The organism is Azoarcus sp. L1K30 (assembly GCF_018122735.1).
GTDB lineage: Bacteria > Pseudomonadota > Gammaproteobacteria > Burkholderiales > Rhodocyclaceae > Parazoarcus.
In genome coordinates this window covers 1,670,962-1,691,557 of sequence record NZ_JAGRRD010000001.1, presented here as the reverse complement: position 1 = coordinate 1,691,557, position 20,596 = coordinate 1,670,962, and the positions used below count along the sequence as shown (strand labels likewise).

The 20,596-nt window shown below is 62.1% G+C and carries 21 protein-coding genes and 1 pseudogene; 1 reads left to right on the top strand and 21 read right to left on the bottom strand.

Annotation, left to right across the window (positions count from 1 at the left end):
* Positions 1-4 precede the first annotated feature (4 nt).
* The 13 genes from J5J83_RS07685 to J5J83_RS07625 all read right to left on the bottom strand — a co-directional run bounded on the left by J5J83_RS07685 (position 5) and on the right by J5J83_RS07625 (position 12,191).
* A complete protein-coding gene (locus J5J83_RS07685) occupies positions 5-187 on the bottom strand; it encodes a contractile injection system protein, VgrG/Pvc8 family (RefSeq protein ID WP_212347394.1) in 183 nt (60 codons plus the stop codon).
* A gap of 26 nt (positions 188-213) precedes the next feature.
* Positions 214-618, bottom strand: coding sequence for a thioredoxin domain-containing protein (locus tag J5J83_RS07680; protein WP_212347391.1), 405 nt, complete (start codon positions 616-618; stop codon positions 214-216).
* Positions 619-625: 7 nt separating this feature from the next.
* Positions 626-1,942 carry a hypothetical protein gene (locus tag J5J83_RS07675; protein WP_212347389.1) on the bottom strand — a complete coding sequence of 439 codons (1,317 nt, stop codon included), beginning with the start codon at positions 1,940-1,942 and terminating at the stop codon, positions 626-628.
* Positions 1,939-2,952 carry a hypothetical protein gene (locus J5J83_RS07670; protein ID WP_212347386.1) on the bottom strand — a complete coding sequence of 338 codons (1,014 nt, stop codon included), beginning with the start codon at positions 2,950-2,952 and terminating at the stop codon, positions 1,939-1,941. Before J5J83_RS07670 ends, J5J83_RS07675 begins: the two co-directional genes overlap by 4 nt.
* Before the next feature lie 15 nt (positions 2,953-2,967).
* Positions 2,968-4,188 carry an HNH/endonuclease VII fold toxin-2 domain-containing protein gene (locus tag J5J83_RS07665; RefSeq protein ID WP_212347382.1) on the bottom strand — a complete coding sequence of 407 codons (1,221 nt, stop codon included), beginning with the start codon at positions 4,186-4,188 and terminating at the stop codon, positions 2,968-2,970.
* A gap of 3 nt (positions 4,189-4,191) precedes the next feature.
* Positions 4,192-4,581, bottom strand: coding sequence for a DUF4150 domain-containing protein (locus tag J5J83_RS07660; RefSeq protein ID WP_212347379.1), 390 nt, complete (start codon positions 4,579-4,581; stop codon positions 4,192-4,194).
* 16 nt (positions 4,582-4,597) lie between these two features.
* Positions 4,598-5,323 (bottom strand): hypothetical protein, encoded by a 726-nt coding sequence (locus J5J83_RS07655; protein WP_212347376.1) that lies wholly within the window; start codon positions 5,321-5,323, stop codon positions 4,598-4,600.
* A 299-nt stretch (positions 5,324-5,622) separates the two neighbouring features.
* Entirely contained in the window at positions 5,623-6,720 is a 1,098-nt protein-coding gene (locus J5J83_RS07650; RefSeq protein ID WP_212347373.1) for a DUF2169 domain-containing protein, read from the bottom strand.
* A gap of 15 nt (positions 6,721-6,735) precedes the next feature.
* The gene (locus J5J83_RS07645; RefSeq protein ID WP_212347369.1) at positions 6,736-7,254 is read right to left on the bottom strand and encodes a DUF6484 domain-containing protein; all 519 of its coding nucleotides are present in this window, start codon (positions 7,252-7,254) and stop codon (positions 6,736-6,738) included.
* On the bottom strand, positions 7,244-9,247 hold the full coding sequence (tssI, locus tag J5J83_RS07640; RefSeq protein WP_212347366.1) for a type VI secretion system tip protein TssI/VgrG: 2,004 nt from the start codon (positions 9,245-9,247) through the stop codon (positions 7,244-7,246). The genes J5J83_RS07645 and tssI overlap by 11 nt, the downstream gene beginning before the upstream one ends.
* Positions 9,210-10,211 carry a type VI immunity family protein gene (locus tag J5J83_RS07635; protein WP_212347363.1) on the bottom strand — a complete coding sequence of 334 codons (1,002 nt, stop codon included), beginning with the start codon at positions 10,209-10,211 and terminating at the stop codon, positions 9,210-9,212. Before J5J83_RS07635 ends, tssI begins: the two co-directional genes overlap by 38 nt.
* A gap of 23 nt (positions 10,212-10,234) precedes the next feature.
* Positions 10,235-11,323, bottom strand: coding sequence for a DUF4150 domain-containing protein (locus J5J83_RS07630; protein WP_212347360.1), 1,089 nt, complete (start codon positions 11,321-11,323; stop codon positions 10,235-10,237).
* Position 11,324: 1 nt separating this feature from the next.
* The gene (locus J5J83_RS07625; protein ID WP_212347357.1) at positions 11,325-12,191 is read right to left on the bottom strand and encodes a hypothetical protein; all 867 of its coding nucleotides are present in this window, start codon (positions 12,189-12,191) and stop codon (positions 11,325-11,327) included.
* A gap of 250 nt (positions 12,192-12,441) precedes the next feature.
* Here J5J83_RS07625 and J5J83_RS07620 point away from each other — a divergent pair.
* Positions 12,442-12,984: pseudogene (locus J5J83_RS07620) on the top strand (IS1634 family transposase); the annotation flags it as partial.
* Between the two features lie 218 nt (positions 12,985-13,202).
* On the opposite strand, the gene J5J83_RS07615 reads toward J5J83_RS07620, so the two are convergent.
* The 8 genes from J5J83_RS07615 to J5J83_RS07580 form a co-directional block, all read right to left on the bottom strand.
* Positions 13,203-13,697: an immunity protein YezG family protein gene (locus J5J83_RS07615; RefSeq protein WP_212347354.1), complete on the bottom strand. Its 495-nt coding sequence runs from the start codon at positions 13,695-13,697 to the stop codon at positions 13,203-13,205.
* 64 nt (positions 13,698-13,761) lie between these two features.
* Positions 13,762-14,301: a hypothetical protein gene (locus tag J5J83_RS07610; RefSeq protein WP_212347352.1), complete on the bottom strand. Its 540-nt coding sequence runs from the start codon at positions 14,299-14,301 to the stop codon at positions 13,762-13,764.
* 238 nt (positions 14,302-14,539) lie between these two features.
* Positions 14,540-15,292: a PoNe immunity protein domain-containing protein gene (locus J5J83_RS07605; protein ID WP_212347349.1), complete on the bottom strand. Its 753-nt coding sequence runs from the start codon at positions 15,290-15,292 to the stop codon at positions 14,540-14,542.
* Positions 15,293-15,649: 357 nt separating this feature from the next.
* On the bottom strand, positions 15,650-16,774 hold the full coding sequence (locus tag J5J83_RS07600) for an ISAs1 family transposase (protein ID WP_212352883.1): 1,125 nt from the start codon (positions 16,772-16,774) through the stop codon (positions 15,650-15,652).
* A gap of 312 nt (positions 16,775-17,086) precedes the next feature.
* A complete protein-coding gene (locus J5J83_RS07595; RefSeq protein ID WP_212347346.1) occupies positions 17,087-17,500 on the bottom strand; it encodes a hypothetical protein in 414 nt (137 codons plus the stop codon).
* Positions 17,501-17,587: 87 nt separating this feature from the next.
* Positions 17,588-18,004, bottom strand: coding sequence for a hypothetical protein (locus J5J83_RS07590; protein WP_212347343.1), 417 nt, complete (start codon positions 18,002-18,004; stop codon positions 17,588-17,590).
* Between the two features lie 23 nt (positions 18,005-18,027).
* A complete protein-coding gene (locus tag J5J83_RS07585) occupies positions 18,028-19,479 on the bottom strand; it encodes a GH-E family nuclease (RefSeq protein WP_212347342.1) in 1,452 nt (483 codons plus the stop codon).
* Entirely contained in the window at positions 19,472-20,593 is a 1,122-nt protein-coding gene (locus tag J5J83_RS07580) for a DUF2169 domain-containing protein (RefSeq protein ID WP_212347339.1), read from the bottom strand. The genes J5J83_RS07585 and J5J83_RS07580 overlap by 8 nt, the downstream gene beginning before the upstream one ends.
* Positions 20,594-20,596: the final 3 nt, after the last annotated feature.

Sequence of the window (20,596 nt, the reverse complement as noted above, 5' to 3'; positions counted from 1 at the left end):
TGGGTCAATACAGCACGTCGAAGCGCACCGCGTTCTCGCCCAGCACCTGGCTGACGATGTCGGGGACCGTCTTGTTCTGCCAGATGCGGAAGTCGGCGCGACCGTGGCGTTTGATAGCAGGGCGAATGAGGATGTCGCCCAGGCAGATGACTGCGCGGCCTTCGCGCGAATCGTTGGGGGCGATCACGCCGCCCGCAGGGTGGGGTGGGCACGCTACATGGCCTGTGCCCAGTCCTGAGCCGCGAGGCGGTTGGCGATGCCGGGGTCGGGACCGGGGTCGGCCATCGGCGGGGCAGACAGTGCCGCATCGAGCGCGTCGAGGTTGCTTTCGATGACCTGGCGGTACTCCAGCGTGGTGCCGCGATAGATCAACAGTTCGGGGAGAGAGGCGGGCACATAGTCGCCAATGAATGGCAGATGGTCCTCGATATCGAGCCACAACATCAATTCGCGCTCATGTGCGTCGAGCGCGATCGCATCGAAATGTGGTCTCAACTGTCGGCACTTCTCGCACCAGGCTTCGGCGCCGAGCACCACGATCAAACGGTTATAAGGTGAGCCCAGGCGCCCTGCAATCAGGGCGGCGTCGTTCCATGGGTCGAGAGGGGTCTGGTTCATCGTGCGCTCAGCGTTCGAGCCACGCATCGAGCGCGGCGTATTGGAGACGAGCGTGTGCTCGGGTGTCGAAGGGGGGGCCGCCGCTGGCCTCGATGCGTCGAGCGGCAATCCAGCGCAGGGCCTGCGGGGCGTTGTGCAAGTTCCCGGGCAGGCGAGTCGGTGTCACCGTCTCGCCGAGCAGGCCGGCGACCCCCTGCGGCAGGTCGAGGTGCTGCGCGCGCACTGCGGCGGCGTCGGGCAGCGGCAGGCCTGGGTCGAGGCGGTCGGTGAGGCGTTCCCGGGCGGCAGCGTGTGGCTGCGATGGCTGTGTCAGTCCTTCGGCGACGAGATCGCGCCCGGCCAAGGCAGACCATACCCACCCTGCCAGACGGGCGGCCTCGGCGTCGTCGAGGTGGTCGCGCACCCAGGGCAGCAGGGCACCGTCGCCATGGTGCAGGATGAAGAGCAGCCCGAGGCGCACCGGCATCGCGTCGATGAGGGGGGCGATGTCGGGGTGGCCGAGCGGCGCCATCAGCGCAAGGTGGCGAACCCAGCGGGCAAGACGATGCTCGGCACGGCCGCGCTCGGCGCCGCCCAGATGCGCCAGTGCCTGGGCGAGCCGCTGGACCGAGCGCCACAAGTAGCCTGCGCCCTCGGACATGCCTGCTCGCGACAGACCGATAGCGGCCTCGGCTGCGACTGCGGTGTCGGCATCGGCGAGCAAGGTGTGCAGTGCCGAGACCTGGCCGAAGGCGTACGCCGCGCGGCAAGCGGTGGCGCGCAGGCGTGCGTCGGGGTGGGCAAGCAGGCTTGCCAGTTGCTCGTCGAGTAAGCGATTGTCGCCTCGCAGTGTTTGGGGCGCTCGGGCGAGCGCCCGCCACGCCGCGATCTGCAGCGCGACCGGCGTATGCGGTAGCGTCCAGTGTGCGACCCAGGGCGCGGCGAGGTGAGGTTCGACCCATAGCAAGCCGCCGATTAAGCCGCGCAGCATGCGTTCGGGCGCCTGCTCGACGATGGCCCAGGTCGCGGCCAGACGCACACCCGGCTCGCGCGCGCCGAGGGCGAGAACCGTGCAGACAAATGCTTCACCCGACCCGCGCCAGCGCGCCAGTGCCGCCAGCGCCAACTGCCAGCCGGTTTCCCCGGCCACCTGGGCGCCGTCCAGATGGGCGTCGAGCAGGCGGTCGAAGCGGCGCAGTTCAGCCAGATCGACGAGCGGCGAATGCACCGAGCGGTCGTGCTGGGTCCAGTAGAAGGCGGCGTCACCCACGTGGCGTTCGACCAGTGGGGTGATGACGGCAGCGGCGAAGCCGCCGTCGCGCTGCGCGAGATCGACCGGGCTCACAGACCGAGCGCCTGTTCCATCTTGAATGCGTTGAAGATGAGCTGCCAGTCGTCGCCGTCGTGAAAGGCGGCACCGTGAGCGCCGGCCATGAGCATGACGCCGTCGGCCGCGGAGAGGTTGCCCGCGCACACGGCGATGTCCGAGGGCAGCTCGACGCGCACCAACTGGTCCTCCTCGAGGGTCCACAGACCGTAGTCGCTGGTGCACCACAGGCGTCCGGCATGCCACACGATGTCCTTGAAGGGCAGGCTCATGTTGCCGCGCTCGAGCATCTCCCAATGCTTGTCACGACCACGAAAGAGGGCGCCCGACTGCGCGCCGATATAGACGAATCCGTCGCCGGCGCAACACACCGATTCGAGCAGCATGTTCGAGGGAAAGGCGATTTGGTGCCAGTGTGTGCCGTCGCAATGCCACACGACACCGCGGCCGGCCACGGTGTAAAGGTCGTCGGGGGCGAAGCCGTCGATGTCGTTGAAACCCATGTTTTCGATGATATCGACGTTGTCGAAGTCTCTGCGGGTCGGAACCGGCAGGTCGAGGCACAGCGATTCCCAGTCGTTGGGGCCTCGCCGGCGGCAGGCGGAGTGGGCGCCGCCCACGACGTACAGCATCCCGTCAATCATGCGGATGCGGCGGACGCCACCCCGGAGAGGGCCGTCTTTGCTCTTGGGGATCGGGGCTTCGTCTTCCTCCGACCCCCCGCCCGCTGAATAGACAACACCGGAGCTATCGATACAAATGCTCTTGTTTTCACGATATTGCGATGCGCCGACTTGGATCCTCTCATAGCCGGTCTTGAATCCCGTAAACAGAAGCCTGTCGCTCTCGTCGTTTGGATAGAATGCTACGTACCGTTTGCCAACCCACTGTTCGGAAATCGCGCTTGCTTTTGCCGATTCCTCAATGTTACGGGCCGAAAAAGTGAAGCAATCTCTGTTTCTTACTGCACAGTCCGTAATCGTGAAACCTTTTAAAACATCAATGTAGTCACTGGGTGTGATGACCATGTCGTCGTGCCTCGCTTACTTTGTGGGTTTCGGTTTTGAGGGGGTTTCCTTCTTTTGTGGAGCCCCGGATTTGGCCGGCATTGGTCCGGTACACTTGCTCTTGTAATAGGCATCGAGTTGGGCGCGAAGGCATTTGGTGTCGCACTTGGATTCCGGGAAGGTGGCCTGGACGCTCTTAATGCCGAGATCGCGCATTTTTCCGTAGCTGATGGTCTCCGAGGCGCCGATTCCGAACGCCCCTCCGTCCTTGTGGTCCTGAACGCTCCTATCCAAGGCTGTGTGAATCTTCCCATGGGTGCCGTTGCTGTTATTGGCTCCCTCGACGCAGACCGTGGGTGCGCCCCCGTGTGAGTAGTTCGAGCAGGCGTCCTTGGCCGCTTCGTCGGGGATCACGTGGTGACCGGTCTGGCCCGGGCAGCAGCCGTCCCCGCCCATGCTGGTGGGCGTGCCGGTCTTGTTGTACGGCACAAGCTTGCAGCGGCGGGCGCGGGTGCACGGATTCAGGCGCGACAGGATGCCCATGCCGTCTGCCATGAGGTCCGTCGGGGATTTTGAGGCGGCGTTACGGGCGAGCTCGGCCAGTTCGCCCTGTGCTTTTTGGGCGATGTCGAGCACGGCGCCCATCTCCTTGATCGCACCGTAGGCCTCGGCGCCGAGCTTGACCGCCTCAACCCCGGTGCTGGCCCAATCCCAGATGTTCCAGGCGGTGGCGCCGATCTCGGTGACGATCGCGCCCACACCGCCGACGGCCGCGCCGGCCAGGCCCACGCCCCACCGCGCGGCCGAACGCACGCCGGCTTTCTTGGCCTTGTCCTTGGCCGCTTCCATGGCGGCGTCCCTGACCTCTTGTCCGACTTTTTCGACCAGCGGTTTGAGTTGGCTGTCGATCGCAGCGCCCAGGTCATCGGCCATGTGGCTGATCTGGTCGTTGAACTCGCCCATCTCGGCAGAGAATTCGCTCGATCCGGGCTTGATCCATAGTCCGTCGCAATGCGACATCCAGCCGTTGTCGGCGCCCGGTTTGAAGCCTGTCTTGTCTTTGACCTTGTTGGCCATGCTCTCTAGGGCGGCAACGCGCTTGGCACCGAGCATCTTCTTGAGTGCGGGGTGCTTGTTCTTGTCGGACTTCTCGTGCTCGGGTTTGCATGCCTTGTCGATCTTGTCGAAGTCCTGCTTGCAGGCCTTCTTGACCGCTTCCGTGTCGAGATAGTAGTTGGTTGGCGTATTGGCAGCCATGTGTTAGCCGTGGTTATGGGTCATCGGGTCGGTATGACGGCATACGTTGAGGCCCTCGACCTTGACGTCGGGCGACCAGTCGATGAAGTAGGCCTTGCCGGTGATGACATGGCTCCTGTCCCCGCGTTCGAAGGCCCAGGTTGCCGGTTCATTGCCTGTGCTGTTGGCGAGGTAGGAGACGTCCTTCTTAGCAATGGGTGTGCCGCAGACGAACACCGTGGTGGTGCCGTTCTGCAGGTTGCGGGCAAAGGCTGTATTGGCATAGGGAACGAGGACGGGGCCGGCGTCTTCGGGGGGAGGGCTCCAGCATGGGTCGGGAAAGGCGGCAGTCGATATGCCGTCGGCCGCGCGGGAGCAGAACTCGTCGTCGTTGGCATAGACATGGGTTTCCATGGTGCTTGAGTCCTTGTCAGGGTTGATGGCGTACGACTAGCGCGCAGCGCGCGCCCTCGTCACTGGCGAGGTGGATGAGGCCGCAGCGACCCGGTGCGTCGGCATGGGCAAGCAGCCGGTGGAGCCAGGCGAGCATGAGTGGGCCGGTGGCCGCTCCGATCTCGCCTGTACAGTCAGCGGTGGTAAGCGTGGGGCGTTTGCGCCCCCCCGGAACGTCAATGCGGGTCAGCGCATTGGCGGCCTCGCGGGCAAAGAAGCTTTCGCCGTTTTGGTCGCTCAGGCGGAACTCGAGGTCGGCAGCATCGGCTCCGGCATCGGCGAGCGCCTCGCGGATGGCGTGGCTCAGGCCTTGTGCGCGGCTCGGCACGCTGCCGTCCGGGCGTCCGGATTCCTGGCCTTGTCCGATGCCGATGACGTGCAGCCCCGATGCATCTGGACGGGAACGTTCGAGCAATACGGCCGCAGCGGCTTCGCCTGGAATGAACCCGTCACGGTTGCCGGGCACCAGCAGGCGCTCTTCACTCAGGTAGTGGTTGATGCTGGCTGCGTTGAGGTAGCTGTCGAGGCCGACCACGAGCACTCCAGGTACCTGCTCCTGGTCAAGAAGCCGGCGCGCAAGGGTCAGTCCCGTGCCCAAGGCGGCGCGATCACCTGGAATGATCCTGGAATGAGGGGGGGACGTGTGGTCGAGTGCGGCCTGGGCTGCGCGAGCTGTTTCGAACTGCGCGCGCTCCTCGCTCATCGGCCGACTGAGTGAGGCCGTCAGTAAGAGAATGGGAATCGAGTGTCGCTCGGTCGCCGCGATTGACGCCAGGCAGGCCTCAATTGCCCGTGCAGCCCAACGAGCAAGACGGGGCGCCCCCCAGACATCTGTTTCGGGCAGACGCGCGATACGCACGGGCGAACCGTCTTCTGCTACAAAAGTGCTTTCCTGAAAATGGTCGAGCCCCGCGCGTAAGGCACATGCGCTTGCTTCGGCCGTATAGCCTACCGCGCAACAGATGCCGCTGGCTGAAACACGCAGGGATTGCGCCGGTGCTGTCATGCAGGTGTCTCCCCGCAGCCCGGGCAGCCGTGATCGTCCAGCCCCAGGCTGCGCGCGCGCCACCACTCCGGTTCGATCGGCCCGACGGCGATGGTGTCAAATTCTTGCAGGCGGCGCCGGATGGGGCTGCTGGCCCGCCACACGGCCGAGAAGCGCTCGGCGTCGGTTTCGAAGAACAGAGTGTCGACGACGGCATCGATCTGCTCGGTGCTGTAGTCGGTACGCAGGATGCGGACCTTCACTCCGTCCAACTGCGGAAGCGAGAAGGCGAGTGCGGGACACGATGGCACGAGATGGTTCAGGCGGACGGTTTCTCCGCCACGGGGATAGTCGATCTGCTGGTCCTCGGGGGCGCACTGATGGAAGCGGTCGTCAAAGTCTTCAGGCAGAAAGGGGGCGACGTCGCGGCGCCAGGCGTCATCGTAGGTGCCGGCATAGCCTTGGCGTGGTTGCCAGTGACGACCGATGGCACTCAGCGCAACGGGTTGATTGGGCCCGTCGGGGCGTTTGATCTGGTCGTCGGGATGCTCGAGGTTGGCCACAGGCGCGCCGACGAGCCCGCGTGCGGTGTTGGGGCCTCCCCAGCCCAGTCCGTCGGGGTTGGTGAGCAAGGCCTCGGTCAGCGTTTTTCCGTTGGCGTCGTAGCTGCGAGAACCGCCAAAGGCGTGGCCGAAATGCAGCGGCATGCGAATGAATGGCTCGGGTTCGGATGGTGTGAGTCCGAGCAGGCCGCGTGTCCAATTACGTGGGCCGAAGACGCGAATCCGCTTATTGAGCGCGCCGACCTGCACGGCCAGATCCAGTTGGCGGATGGGATGCCCCGACGGCGCATGGGCACAGGCATCGAACAGAACGTCGCAGCGGGGTTTGAAGCGCGCGAAGTCATCGCAGTACCGCATGGCCGAGCGCCCGGGCACGCCGTGGTAGGCATCGGCCACTGCCAAGGGTTGCGGCGGCAGGGGGCGGGGGCGCTGGCGTGGCGCCGGAATACGCCAACTCGCCTTGGCAACGATGACCAGATGCTCGCGCCCCGTTACATCGATTGCCGTGGCAATAGAGCTGACAAGGTGCTTGGAGGTACAGACAAGTTCCATGGATCGGTTTCGGCGTCAGTTGATCTGCACTGAGCCACCGCGGATGCGTTGCCCTGCCTCAGCGTGGCTGGTGATGTAGCGCCCGTGCAAGTGGATATGGCCGTCAGCCTGCAGCAAGATGACGGCGTCACCGCAGCGGAGCTCCAGCTCGCTCTGTGCCTCGATCATGACGCGTTCGCCGCTGCGGTCGATACGCAGCGACCTGGAAGCGGGCGCAGCGTCGAGCATGAAGCCCAGGATTACCGGTTGTTGTGGGTCGCCATGGGTGAAGCCGAGTGCCACCGCTCGACCGACATCCTCGGGGGTAAGTGCAACCAGTGTGGCTGCGGGGATATTCGTCAGTGAGAAGCAGTCGATCCCAACTCGGGCTTTCCCGCACGCGTCCAGCGCTTCCAGGGTGCCCAGACTCAAGCCTTCGACCTTGTCTGGATGTGGGCGAGGCGTCGTCGCCCGACTCAGGAGGCGGTCAAGTGGAGCGTCCTCGTTTGGCTGCGCGTGCAATGTCGAATCGGGTGGCAGGGTGTCAGTTTTCAAGGATTTTGGCTCCTTTGATCGTGATGTTGCCATCGGCCTTGATGACCTGCTCCCCAGTGAAAGTGCTCTGAAAGTCATGACCATTCACGGTGACCGTGCCATCGGCTTTCATTACCAGGGTGCTGGCGCCGACCTTCAGGGTGATGGAGTCGGCATCCATGGTGATGCTCGATCCGCTGCCGCCACCGCCCGCGCCGCCGACCGGTGCGCCGGAAAATGACATGGCCTCCGGTGCAGCGCCCCCTCCGCCCCCGACGTTCAGGCTGTACTGGGTGCCCACGGTGGTCGATTTGTTCTTTCCGATCTGAGCCGACTGGTTCATGCCGACCACGGTGTTCATGGCCAGGCCGACGTTCAGGCTGTAGCCCATGCCGACGTTCTCCATGCGGCCCATGCCCACGTTCTGCATGTAGGCCATGCCGATGGTTTCGGTCTTGAACTTGCCGACATTGATCGACCAGCTCTTGCCGATGCGGTCGGTCTCGTTCTGGTCGATGGTCTTCCTGCGGCTCTTGTGGACGGTGACCGACTCCATGCCGTCGACGGTTTCGGTGCGGTTCTTGTGGACGACAATCGTCTCATTGCCATCCACGGTCTCGGTGCGGTTGCGCTTGACGTGGGTGGTCTCGTCGCGGTCGATGGTCTTGGTGCGGTCCTGGCCGACCCAGTGGGTCTCGTCGAGTTCGACCTCGATGTCCTGGTTGCGCTCGGCGTGGATCCACAGCTGCTCGGCGCCCTTCAGATCCTCGAAGCGGATGGCGTTGGCGTTGGCGGCGGAGCCGCCCAGGGAGGAGCGGGTGAGAAAGCCGGACTGGGTCTTGTTGGCGGGCAGGGCCCAGGGGGGCATCTGCTCGGCGTTATAGACGCGCCCGGTGATGATGGGGCGGTCGGGGTCGCCGTGCTCGAAATCGACGATGACCTCCTGGCCGATGCGCGGCAGGTGGATGGCGCCAAAGTGGCTGCCGGCCCAGGGTTGGGCGACGCGGATCCAGCAGGTGTCGGTGCCGTCTTTCTTGCCGTAGCGGTCCCAGAAGAAGTGGACCTTGACGCGGCCGTACTGGTCGGTGTGGATCTCCTCGCCCGGGGGGCCGACGACGACGGCGGTCTGTGGGCCGCGGGTGCGCGGCTTGGGGGTGGCCAGCGGCGGGCGGAAGGGACGGTTGGCCGGCATGGCCTCGATGCTGAGCCGAAAACGGCTCGCCTGGGCGGTGTCGCTGCCTTCGTAGGTGTTGTCGGCGAGGTCGTAGTGGGCGGCGGTGATCAAGAGCTCGCGGTTCTGGTCGTCGCGCGGATGCTCGGTGAGGTTGAAGATGTAGCCGGGGGCGGCGCCGCGCACACGGCCTTCGAGCAATACGGTCTCCTGCTCGGTCTGCAGACGCTCGAGGGTGTTGGCGGCGTAGCTGTTGCCGTTGGGCAGCTCGGTGTAGTCGCCCGGGTAGGCGAAGCGCTGGTACTGGTCGAACAGGTGGCCGCGGGGATCGACGAAGCGGGTGGTGAGATCGGCGCGCGGCTTGGTGAAGTCGTAGTCGGTGTGCTCGAACTGGCCGGTCTCGACCTGGCGGGTGAGGCGCCAGGCATCGAAGTGGTCTTCGGTGGCGCGGGCTTCGCCCGGGGCGTAGAAGGGCACCGAGGCGTAGCCGGGAAAGGGCTGGTGGATGGTGAAGTGGTCGGCCAGCACCATGGTCTCGCCGCCTGCGGCGTGCTCGAACCAGAAGAAGATGCCCTCGTGCTCGAGCTGGCGGCAGATGAACTCGAAGTCGGTGTCGCCGTGCTGGGTGAGGTAGGTCCAGGTCTTGTAGGTCTGCTTCAGGCGCACGTCGAAGCGCACGGCGTTCTCGCCCAGCACCTGGCTGACGATGTCGGGGACGGTCTTGTTCTGCCAGATACGGAAGTCGGCGCGGCGCGAAGGTGGCCCTCGCAGGCGAGGGAGTCTTTTGACGGGATGACAGACATGTTCAGTCGAAGCGGCGAACCCATTTGACGGCTTCTTCACGTCCGACCATGGGCTCGAATACCCTGAACAGCGAGCTTCGATATGCCTCGAACCGCACGGGCCGGGTGAACTGGGCGACCTTGCGGTAACGCTCCGGGATGAGTCCGCGATGGGTGTCGCCAAGCTGGGGCAGGGGGCCCGCTTGGATGAGGAGGCCGCCGGGGTAGGGGTACAGGGTGCAGTCCGGTTCGAGCGCGCGCCGGGCGGCTTCGATGCCGCCGAGTTCTTCGAGGATGGGCTCACCGAGCACGGTGAGCCAGTTTACTGACTTGATGCGGTTGAAGATACCCTCGCTTTCCATGACGAAAGCAACAGGTACATGAATGTCCAGGCCAGGATGACGTTGCAATGTGGCGTAGGTGTAGGGTTGGCCGCTGATGGAGCCGATTTCCAGGATGACGGAAAAGCCGGCCTGTCCGTGGGCGGGCTTCAGCCGGGTGGCCCAGGCAAGTACGCATTCGCGTAGCGTGTCGAAATGCAGTCCTTCTTGTTCGTCTCCGATCGGTAGATGATTACTGAAAAACGAGAGTTCATTGTTCCGTTCAGCTGCTACCAGGAAGTTGCTTTCCCACGGGGTGATTCTGCCAGCGTCCCGGGGATAGTCAGGGTGGACGTAACGTTTGAGGAGCTCATTGGCATAGCCTCGATCAGAAGGCCAATCGCCCATAGCGTCGCGGATCGCCGGAAACGGGTTTTCGCCCGTCAGTTTGATGATCTGCCCATCGGGCTTCTTTTTTGAGGGGAAGCGACAACGGTCGATGTGATCCTTGAACCGTAGGTAGTAGTCCTCCTGCACATCGAGCATGTCCAGCCGTAGCTGTTGGCGCTCATACGGGGCGACATAGAGTTCTGCGCCGAGTCCAAACATGGCCATGAGCTGGCCGCGAGGGGTGGCAATGGCCAGGCGGTCGAGCAGGGTTGGATGGCCTTCGCAGGCGAGGATGTCTTCTTTACTGAGCGCCATATTATTTCCTTGAAATTCGTCCATCAGAATCCGAATTTGATCCCCATGCGCGCAGCTTGGCCGAGGAAACCGGCACCGGCGGCGCCTTCACCGAGCGGGCCATCGAAGGGGATCAACGTAAGGGCGATAGTGGCGACCCCCAGACCGACGAGCACGGCGTAATCGCCAACACTGGCCTCCGCTTTGGCTGAAACTTCGATCGGTGCGAGTTCGGTGGCTTCCTGCAGGTTTGGGTCACCGCAGCCACCGCACTCGTCAGCTACGTTGAACTCTTTGAAGTTATCGGGATCACCCGTGTGCTTCTTGGCGATTTCCCTGTATTCACGTTCTCGTTCCGCACCCAAGTTCCCATTTCCCGTCGGATCGGTCGGGAACTTGACATCGAATATCTTCGACATCCCGTCCTTACCGAACTGGATGAGGTCCGGACGCCGGCTGTTGCCACGGATGACGTTTGCGGTCGGCTTTCCTTGGTGTGTTCCGCTCTCGATCATGTCCCAGCCGCTACCACGGTCGAATGGTACTTCTCGCCAGACATTCGCGTCATCCTTTGGATAGCCGTTGTCATAACATTCAGCCTCGATTTTCTTGTTAAGGCAATTCTGAAAGGTCTGACCTTTGCTGAGAGGTTCGGGGCCGTCTGTTTTGTGGGCGTTCCAGCATTCACAAGCCATCTTGCACAGCCAGTCGTGGAATTCAGATTCGTTGAGGAAACCCTGCTGCTCGCCGCACAAACTCACCGTATTGCGATGATTCATGAACATCTTGTCGGTGAGTCGGCAGGCGGGTTTGCCCTCGAAAAAGACGTCGAATGAGTGGGTGATCCAGTCGGCCTCGGCCATATGGGTGCCGGACTTGATGCCGCCCATGGAGCCGGGTTCGTCGAAGACGGAGATGGCGAACTCGGAGCCGAGGTTGGCGATCATGTTGCCGCCGTCGGCAAACACCGATGTGGTGCCCTTGACGAGGTCCTTTGAGTAGGCCTCGTTTTCGTAGGGGATGGGGTCGCCATCGTCCGGGGTTTTGCACACGTCGGGCAAGGTGTTGTGGACGAGGCCCTGGCTGCCTTTGTGGCACAGGGTGAGGCCGTTGATGTTGATGGTGACGGGCATCTCAGGCTTCCTTTGCGGGGGTGAGGACGAGCGCGGCACGCAGCGCCTGGTCGCTGCTGGCCAGCAGCAAGGTGGCCTGTGCGGGTGCCGCCGGCGAGCGTTGGCTGGCTTGCTTGGATTGGTGCAGGTGCAAGGCGGCGATGGCCAACTGGGTGGCCAGGCTGGCACTCATGAGATCGCCCGTTGCCAGCGCCGGACTGATGCGGCGCCAGCCGTCGGCGAGGCGATCGGCCAGGCGCAGGGCGGTAAAGCCGAACTCGTCGGCACGGTAGGGCTCGCCGTTGGCGTCGTGGATCAGTTGGCCAATGGCGGTGGCGGCGTGTCCTGCCGCATCGAGTGCGGCGAAGGCGGCGGCGCTGAGCCCGGCGCCCACGCACGGGCCCTCGGTGTCGAAGGTCAGCGGTTCGTCGGCGGTGGCCAGTGCGGAGACATGGCACCAGGCGGGGCTCCGCGCGGGTGGGCGGACGGGGCCGAGCAGCAGCGCGGTGGCGGCTTCACCGGGGATGCGGCCGTAGGGGTTGGCGCGGGCCTGCCCCTGGTAGGGTGTGCGGGCGTGGTGCAGCAGGGCGCGGGCTTCGAGCCAAGCCAGCGTATCGGCCGCGTGTGGGGTATCGATCGCAAGGACTGCTGCGGCGATCTGATGTTGGGTGATCCACTGCCTTGCCGCGCCCAGGGCGAGGGCGGTGGCGGCATGCTGCCCGGTGACGAGATGGACGTCGGACCAGTTCGGCTGCAACGCCCGCGTCAGGCGCGACACCAACTCGGGCGGCAAGCCTGGCCGGGAGTGCTCGGGCAAGACCAGCCACAGGGGAATGGCGCGCGCGCAGGTGCGGACGTGCCGCCTCGGGCAGGCGGGTGGCCAGGTCACGCAGGGCCGCGTCGGCCAGTTCGAGCCAGCGTTGCTCGAGGGTAGAGGGGGTGGGGAAGATCGAGCAGCGAACCCGGTGACCACAGCGGTCGACGAAGTGCGGATGGGGCCGGGTCAGGCACAGTGCGGCGCGCACGGCCACGTCGGCCAATGCCAGATTGGGGCCGGCGGGAAAGGCGCAGCCGGCCGCGAGCACAGCGATGGGGGCCGCGCCATGGGAGGGTGTGCTCATACCTGCTCCGCGCGGTCGAGCGGCGCGAAGGCGCGCTTCTACCACGCGGTGTGCGAAGCACACCTGTCCAGGATCATCCGCGTCGATCTCAAGGCCGAGCTCTTCTGCTACGAGATCGACGAGACGGCCCGTGGGCTGGCCGAACTCATGGACGGCAAGCTCCTGCTCGTGACCAACGCGCAGGAGCTCGCCCCCGCCGAGGTCCTTACCCGTTACAAGGCCCTCGCCGACATCGAACGCGGCTTCAAGGTACTGAAATCCGAGATCGAGATCGGGCCGGTCTATCACCGGCTGCCCGAGCGCATTCGCGCGCACGCCTCGATCTGCTTCATGGCGCTAATCCTTCACCGGATCATGCGTACGCGCCTTCGTGCGGCGCACTCCGGACTCACGCCCGAGCGCGCGCTCGAGCAGCTCCATCGCATCCAGCATCACCGCGTCCGACTCGGCGGCGCCGAGCCAGTAACCGCAGTCTCGTCCATCAACGCACACCAGAACGAGGTCCTCAGTGCCCTTCGTGTGAAAAAACCAGTCGCACCACAGCAGCTGACGCTGTTGTAGGGGCACGTTTGAAAATCGTCACTAACGAAATCAGATAGTTACGAGATTAACTGTCGAACTCGGGTGCGCCCGGCGTGGACCGTGGCCGTAATACCGCAGCTGCGCCACGGACGACGATTCATCATCGTCCGGGCGGAGCGTGTCACAGGCGCAAGCGACGGTGGCTATCTAGACCGGTAGCTACACTCAGGCCCGGTAGTGCATCGCTTGAATGACCTCTACGGTGCTGATGCGTCCTTCAGACGCTTGATCAATGCTGCATAAGCGACTTCGTCGTCGTCATCATAGGTAATTTCTCCATCGATCCAGTCCTGAATCAAGGCCTGCAATTCCGGACGGGGGTAGTGCTTGAATTCGTCCAGCCATTTGTCCGGGCTGGGCATGATGTCGAAGGCGGGCAGGTGGTCGTAGTCGAAGTCGAACTTGAACTTTCCGTCCGTGGTGAGGGTGAAGGTGGCGGTGTACCAGGCGTGGCCGTTGTCGTGCAGCTTCGCCATTTCAGGGCGGAGCGATCTGAAAGCGACAAAGATGTCGCCGCTGACACCATTTACCCTTGATATTTGCCCGTTGGCCAACTCTACATTTCCCGTAGCATGGAAGTAGGGTTTGATTGCCTTTTCCACAAATACCGTACGAATCCAATGATGCTCAGGCATCACCCTCCAAATACCCTGCGCAATTTGTGTCTGAAGTTCCTGTAATTGTTGATTCATCTTGTTACCTCGGCCTGCCCATGGGCGCGATTGGATGCGGAATCTGACCAGGTTCTGCTGATGTTTAACCCCAGAGCACGGGCTCACCGAAGCGACTTAGCGCGACCCGCGCGATGCCGGTTTGCGCGGGTTCGAAGGAGATGATTACGCTACGCCCGTCGGCCAGTGCGTAGTCGAAGGTGTCTTCGGACTGTTTCAGCGGGGATGCGCCGAGGGTGGCGGCCACCTGCTCGGGTGTGGCAGCGTGGGCGTCGAGTCCGAAGGGCAGGGCGCAGGTGCCGGGTCGTTCACGCACCATGCGGCCATTGAACCAGAGCCTGTCAAGGACCAAGTGGTGGTGACGAGCACGCCTTGGGGCCGCATCGAAGGTGCGCAGCGGAGCAACGCTCAGTTGCACCGCGCGATGCGCAGCAGGCACTTGCTGAGGCCCATCCGCGCAGGACTGCGGCAGCCAGCGCAGGTCGGGCGGCAGTTCAAGCCACTGCCCAAGCGGCCTGAACCACAGCCCCAGGCCATAACAGTTCACCCGCTGCGCGAGGGCTTCGGCCCAAGCGGCGGGCGTGGCAGTGGGGAGGGCTGCAAAAGGTGGGGCATTCGATTTCATCGGAATTGGGCCGAAAGGCAGAAAGATTAGTCAGTTGCGATGGCGGCCGGGCTGCCAGCGCATGTGTTCGGCATGAGGTCATTGTCCAACGTGCTCCGGTCGGCTTCGGAGAAGTCGACCTCGATAGCCTCGACTATCAAGTTCGAGGCGACTCTGGCCATCTGTATCAACGCCAAGCCTTCATGACAGCCCTTGCAAAACAACACAACTGCCCGACTGGTGCCCACTTTGCCGTCGATCAAGCGCGGTAATGCTGCACCAGATCTTTTGGGTAGTAGGGGTTCGTCAACAATCCCTGATCATCGATATCGAGCAGCATAACCGTCAAGGCAATGTCAAAGGCCCAGTAGCCGAAATACGCACCTTCAGCGCCGTTGAGGCTGTTTGACCAGTAGATGGGCTTAATTTTTCGCTTCCAGTCCTTGGCATAGGCTTGCAGCAGCGCAGGGCGTTGCGCGGGTTCGGCTTGCCAGACCTCGAGCAAGGGTTGATAGACCTTGGGGTACTTGCATGTGGGCGACACGGTGCGGCCAGCATCACCCAAAGCGTGCGCTGCAAGGTCGATGAGGGCGTCTTCACCGGCATGTCCGATGGCCCGGATCAGGCGAGTCATCTCTTCATTCTTGAAAGGAAGGGCTGCAGCAAAGGCGAGCATGGTCAGGGCATCGTAGACCGTGTCGAGGGTGACCTTCTCGTACATCTGGCGGATGTTGGCCAGTTCCGATGGCAGACCGGCATGAGCCCGTTGCTGGATCTCCTTGGCTTCGACCCACTGCCATAAGGCGGGCCTTATGGTTTCTAGTGTGTCACCTCGGCTGTAGCGGAGAATCGTGATCTGCAAGACATAATAAGCAAGATCATGAACAAGTCCAGGTCGACCAGAAATATTCGGAAAACTCTCTGTGTCCAAAAACCGCTTCGCAGCGGCACCATTAATGAAGTCGATTTGCGCACTAAAATACGAAACTTCCTTCTGTTGGTCTCTTGACATTCGTGATTCCTGATCTCGAGAGCCACACCGAAGCTTACTAAGAAGTAGGTTGGTAGCCGTACATGGAATTCCGGCACGATTTCTCTCGAAACCTAGCAGTAGAGCGGCTTTCAGAGAGATGCTCATGTACGGCATCCAATCTTCTCGTTAGTAAGAGCGTCTGGCATCGGAATCAATACTAATGGATTTTTGACACATACGGGTCAATACCAGCCTTGGCTAACCGCTCTTGCAAGGCGAACAGCAAATCATTTGCTTCCTTCCCCACGCATGATCAGGTTGGATTCTGCCTCAGATATCTCGTCTTCTCGCATTGCAATTTGGTGAGAGTCTGCGTCATGCCCAGGGCCATTGCATTTATACATCATGATCGGGCTTAATCCCGAGCATCGCCATTCTGTAGCCGTCATCCCAGCCGGCCAGCTTTCGCTTCTTTGCGAGGCTGATTTTGCCGAAGGAGGCCGTGGCCGTTTCGACCTTCAGCAGGTTGAGCACGATGCGCTTGAGTCGGGAAAGGTTGTCGGTCGCATGGTCCTTGCGCACGGTGGCGGCGTCCTCGCGGAAATTCACATCGAGCATCCAGTGCACGCGGTTCTCGATACCCCAGTGCGCCCGCACGGCAGAGGCAAAGGCTTCAGGGGAGAGCATGCGGGAGCTGATGTAGTAGCGGCGCTGGGGCGCCGACTCGTTGTCGCCGACCTTGCGCAGGGACTCGACCATGCCCAGCATGCGGCAACCGGGCCAGCGTTCGTTATCGGCCTCGCCCGCGTTAGGCGCGGCCCAGAAGCCCTGCCAGACGAAGCGCCCGTGGGATTGCTCCGTGCACTGGGCGTAGCGTCCTGCCTGCTGCAGGGCTTCCCGCTGGGCGAGGCCGAAACGCTCCTGCAGAGCACTGTGCAGGCTCGGCTGGTTGCCTTTGACGGCCAGCAGATAGTCGGCTTTCTTCTCCAGGATCTTGGCTGCGATCTCGCTCTGGCAGCCCATCGCGTCGATGCTGACCAAGTAGCCCTTGATCAGCAACGTGTCGAGCAACTCGGGGATGGCGCTGATCTCGTTGGTCTTGCCATCGACCTTCTGCTGCCCCAGCACGAGACCGTGGTTGGTGGCATACGCGCTCACGAGGTGAATCGGCCCGCTCGGCCCGTCGCCCGAACCGCGCACTGTCTTGCCATCGACCGCGAGCGTGCCGCTGCCCACCGCCGGGATGATCCCGCTTACCCAGCGTCGGAACGCGTCTTCGAACGCGCGCGGATCGAGAATGCGGAACACGCGGTTGAAGGTGTCGTGGGACGGTATGCCGCCTTCGAGCTTCAGGAAGCGCTTGAGCCAGCTCACCTTGTGCTCGGCCCAGAACGCCATGTCCTCGAAGCTGTTCATGTCGCACAGCACCGCGCAGACGGCGATCGCCAGGATCTCCTGCAGGTCATGCCGATGCGCGTAACCTGGTCGGCGCGGGTCTTCGATCTGGGCAAGGCAACTCATCAAGGGCATCGGCGTCGGCGATTCCATTCTCATTGTCCAAAAGACGAGAGTAGACGCCTTTTGCCAGAGGTTCACAAGAGGTCTCTGCAAGTGCTTGAACGTGAACGGCTTTCATGAACGATGCATGTTAATCGTATATGCGGGTGGGGCAATGACAATTAAGTGCGTTGACCCTGTCGTCATGCCGAACAAAAAATCGCGAACCCCGATCAATAGCGATCAAGTTGCAATCTTCATAAATATTCGTTCCATTTATGAGTATCACCGTAGTCAGAAATCCGGTTTGACAGGGCTTGAAACACGCATCTCTGCTCACTTGCCCTTCAAAAATTCAAGATATTTAGTGTCTTCACGGACAAACAACTCGTCGCCCTCTAACATGTGAGCTCTTGCGAGATATTCCTGGGCGCCGCGCATGTCGCCGAGCTCAAACAAGACTTGTCCCAAGCGCAAGAAGATGAAAGGATTCGTATTGCCGTCCGGGCCATTCATGGCGTCAAACAAAGCTTCCTTGGCTTCCTGGTAGCGTTTGCTGAGAAAGTACATCTCACCGAGAGATGCGCAGATCCAAGTGTAGGCCTCCCACCGGTCTTGTTGCTTCGGAAGCAGTCGCAGCGCTTCGAGCAGGGGGGCTTCGGCGTGCTGCGGGGAGTCGCTTTCCAACGCATCGTTAGCTTGTTCGCACAATTTTCTTATACGAACATAAAGGTCGTCTGGTAATTCCATTTGCGTTATGAAGGAAATTCAAAGTTGTCAAATCTCATCGTTCGAAAGGCGCCGCAGCAGGTTCCTGATTAATATATAGGAACGCTCTTATCTTGTTAGTGTGCTTAAATATTTCTCTGGCTCTTCGTTAAAGCAACGCCCCTTGGATATGCGATTTGCTTCAGCAAAACTGCGTTTCGCATTTTCAAGGTCGCCCATTTCGTAGTAGATAGTTCCAAGAATAAAGTGCGGACGGTCCTGGTTAGGTCTTACCGTACCGGATGCAAATAACGCTTTCATGACCTTGATGGCTTCGTCAAACACTCCTGCGTCCCGGTGCAGAGAGGCGTAGGCGTGGGTATAGCTCTTGCTGACGTCCCATCCGAACTTGGGTTCGGGTAAGCTATGCCAAGCTTCGGTAGCAATCGCCAATGCGGATGGAATGTCACCGTCGTTAAATTTCTGCCTGGCGTTACGAAATGCGGCGTCAATCTTGTCTCGAATAGCGATGTCCAAGTCATGCATTTTGAAATCTCAATAATGTTTGCTTAGAGGGGAGGGAGATACCTGTCCGGCAATTTCGCACCGGCGGAGCGATTGTAGCTGTAGTGATCAAGGGTATAGTTTCTCGCATCGAGCATCCATTTCCTCACTTCAGAAGACTTTGCTCCGTAGTTTCTCCCAGTTTCGTTCCACCACTTAACTGCATCAGTATTATGCGCCATGTCTGCATCTTTAAGCGGATACCATTCGCCGTCAGACGCCTTAAACTCGGGCCCGTCAGGACCGTCACGCAAGGTGCCTTCCTTACGCATTCGCTCCTGTACTTCTTTCCCTGTCTTCGAGCTCTTGCCCGGAGTGCGGCCTAGGTACTGCTCGCGCAGCGACACTGGCTTTGCCGCGTCCTTTTCCTTGACCTTGACCCCATTGGTTCCCTCAGGCGCATCGGCTGCCCTGGTTGCATCATCAGCGGCCCCAACGGGTTTTGCGCCGGCCCTTGCCGCATCATCGGCGGCCCCTGCGGCGGCGGCCCTCGTGGCCCGGGTTGCCGTAGCGGCCTTGGCCACTTGCCCGATGGCGACGACCAGGGTGCCGATCTCGAGCCCGGCGCGGGTGAGCGCCTCGACATGATCGCCGCGCTCCCATGCATCGGTGACCGGCTTGGCCAGCTCCTGGCCGGTGGCGGCCGCTGCCTGCTTGAGGCTCTCCAGGCAGATGTTACCCAGCTTGATGTGCTCGGCGAGGATTTGTGCATCCAGGTTGGTGTGGATCACGCCTGCGGGGTTCGCCATCTTGCCCGCGCCGTACAGCAGTTGCCCCAGTCCGAGGATGGCATCCTTGCCAAAGCCCACCACCGCGCGTGTAGCTTGCGCCGCCGTGTCACCCACCTGGCGGGCACCGCCTTCGAGCCAGCCGTAGTCGCCGTCTGTGGCTACATCGATGTCACTGATGAGCCCGTCAAGCGTCTCATGGAGATCCCCGAAACGCACCCACTGGTCAAGCTGGTCCGGGTCCATGAAGGCGAGCTTCTGCTTGAGCGCTTCGAGCTGCTTCAGTGCGGGTGAAGTCTTGGGCGGATTGTTGCAGGGCAGTTTGCCGTTCTCGATCACACCCAAGGGCGCGCCCTGGTCTGTTTCCAGTTTGCCCACCGTGTTGGGGCCGGCGCCGTAGTTCATCAGCACCACGGTTTCATGGCGGGCGCAGATCAGGCCGTTGACCCGCACGGTGGTGTTGTCGGCGAACATCTGCACATTCCCGGGTGCGCCGGAGGTGCCCGAGACGACGCCACGACCTGCATTGCTGTCAGTGCCCTGCACCCAGTCGCTGATGCGATAGACCGGGGTGCCGCGCGCATTCACATCGGGCGAGGCGACAATGTCATGCGAGAGGTCGCGAAAGCTGTCGAAAGGGATGACCTTGTCGCCCACCTTGCACATGTCAGGCGTGACGCAGATCGCTTTCCAACTCGCCTCGGCATTGGCGATATGCTTCTCAGCCATGCAGTCCTCTGCTCGATTTGCTGCTCTGGCGGTGGAGATGGACCGGGCGGCTTGCGCCACGAGGGGGCGGTCCGCTAGGGATGGCGCTCAGCAGCACCCTGCTGAGCCCCCATTGCTTAGGGACGGCGTAGCGCCACACAAGCTGCACTGTCTCGGTGTCCAGGTCAATGCTGACCGTATCGAGCCGCAGGGGGGCCGGCTGGCTCAGACCATGCTGGTCGGTGAGGATGGAAAGGATGCGGATACCCGGCAACTGTGTTTCCAGTCGCCCCTTGGGCAGGCAGCCCAGGAGGACGAGGGGCTCGTTGCCATCGAGCCAGCTTGGGGCCGTCAGCTCGGGCTGGGCCGATTGGTAGAACGCAAAGTTGAAGTCCGCTGGCAAGTAGGGAAAGTGTTCGGCCCGCCAGTGGGCGTCATAAGTGCCGGCATGCGCTGCCCGTTGAGGATACCAGCGCGGTATCGGACCAAACGAGACCGGGGGGTATTTCTTATGCATATTGTCGATTGGGAGTGCGGGGTCTTCGATTTGTGCGGCCACGTAGGCCTCTCCCCGCGCGAGCGCGGCGCGTCCGACATAGCCTTTGCCTGCCGGGTTGGGGGCATAGGTATCGAAGGCTCGGTCGTCATGGATGTCGTCGGTGGCCGCCGCACGGTCATTGCTGCGCTTGACGCTGCCGCCGTAGGCCATGCCCATGTGCAGTGCAACCCGATCGGTCAGCTCAGGCTCGCTCAGACGCCATCCGCTCAGCAGCCCCCAGGTCCAGGCACGGGGGCCGGTAACCGTCGCGATCTTGCTCACTGATCCGACCCGCACCCCTACATGCCAACTGCGCCGAGGTAATTCATCCTCCGCGCGGGCACTGCCAAGCAGATGAACATCGCAACACTTCTTTCCGACCACGAGATGCGTTTCTTCGAGCAACGCGGAGCAGTGTGGCTCCCCCGTATAGCGGTCGGCACAGCGGATGGGCTTTTGCTCGTCTGAGATCAGCAGCGGCTGCCCATGTACCAGATCGAAGGTCCCGGCCACGACCATGACGTCAAAGTGGCGATTTCGCGTCGTGGCCTTCTCAAAGATCATGTGCGGGAAGGGGGAGCAGTTCTCAACTTCCATGGC

Bases quoted from the DNA above. Each gene is read 5' to 3' on its own strand.
- J5J83_RS07680 (WP_212347391.1), bottom strand. From the start codon at position 618: ATGAACCAGACCCCTCTCGACCCATGGAACGACGCCGCCCTGATTGCA.
- J5J83_RS07670 (WP_212347386.1), bottom strand. From the start codon at position 2,952: ATGGTCATCACACCCAGTGACTACATTGATGTTTTAAAAGGTTTCACG.
- J5J83_RS07665 (WP_212347382.1), bottom strand. From the start codon at position 4,188: ATGGCTGCCAATACGCCAACCAACTACTATCTCGACACGGAAGCGGTC.
- J5J83_RS07660 (WP_212347379.1), bottom strand. From the start codon at position 4,581: ATGGAAACCCATGTCTATGCCAACGACGACGAGTTCTGCTCCCGCGCG.
- J5J83_RS07655 (WP_212347376.1), bottom strand. From the start codon at position 5,323: ATGAGCGAGGAGCGCGCGCAGTTCGAAACAGCTCGCGCAGCCCAGGCC.
- J5J83_RS07650 (WP_212347373.1), bottom strand. From the start codon at position 6,720: ATGGAACTTGTCTGTACCTCCAAGCACCTTGTCAGCTCTATTGCCACG.
- J5J83_RS07635 (WP_212347363.1), bottom strand. From the start codon at position 10,211: ATGGCGCTCAGTAAAGAAGACATCCTCGCCTGCGAAGGCCATCCAACC.
- J5J83_RS07630 (WP_212347360.1), bottom strand. From the start codon at position 11,323: ATGCCCGTCACCATCAACATCAACGGCCTCACCCTGTGCCACAAAGGC.
- J5J83_RS07615 (WP_212347354.1), bottom strand. From the start codon at position 13,697: ATGAATCAACAATTACAGGAACTTCAGACACAAATTGCGCAGGGTATT.
- J5J83_RS07610 (WP_212347352.1), bottom strand. From the start codon at position 14,301: ATGAAATCGAATGCCCCACCTTTTGCAGCCCTCCCCACTGCCACGCCC.
- J5J83_RS07605 (WP_212347349.1), bottom strand. From the start codon at position 15,292: ATGTCAAGAGACCAACAGAAGGAAGTTTCGTATTTTAGTGCGCAAATC.
- J5J83_RS07600 (WP_212352883.1), bottom strand. From the start codon at position 16,774: ATGAGTTGCCTTGCCCAGATCGAAGACCCGCGCCGACCAGGTTACGCG.
- J5J83_RS07595 (WP_212347346.1), bottom strand. From the start codon at position 17,500: ATGGAATTACCAGACGACCTTTATGTTCGTATAAGAAAATTGTGCGAA.
- J5J83_RS07590 (WP_212347343.1), bottom strand. From the start codon at position 18,004: ATGCATGACTTGGACATCGCTATTCGAGACAAGATTGACGCCGCATTT.
- J5J83_RS07585 (WP_212347342.1), bottom strand. From the start codon at position 19,479: ATGGCTGAGAAGCATATCGCCAATGCCGAGGCGAGTTGGAAAGCGATC.
- J5J83_RS07580 (WP_212347339.1), bottom strand. From the start codon at position 20,593: ATGGAAGTTGAGAACTGCTCCCCCTTCCCGCACATGATCTTTGAGAAG.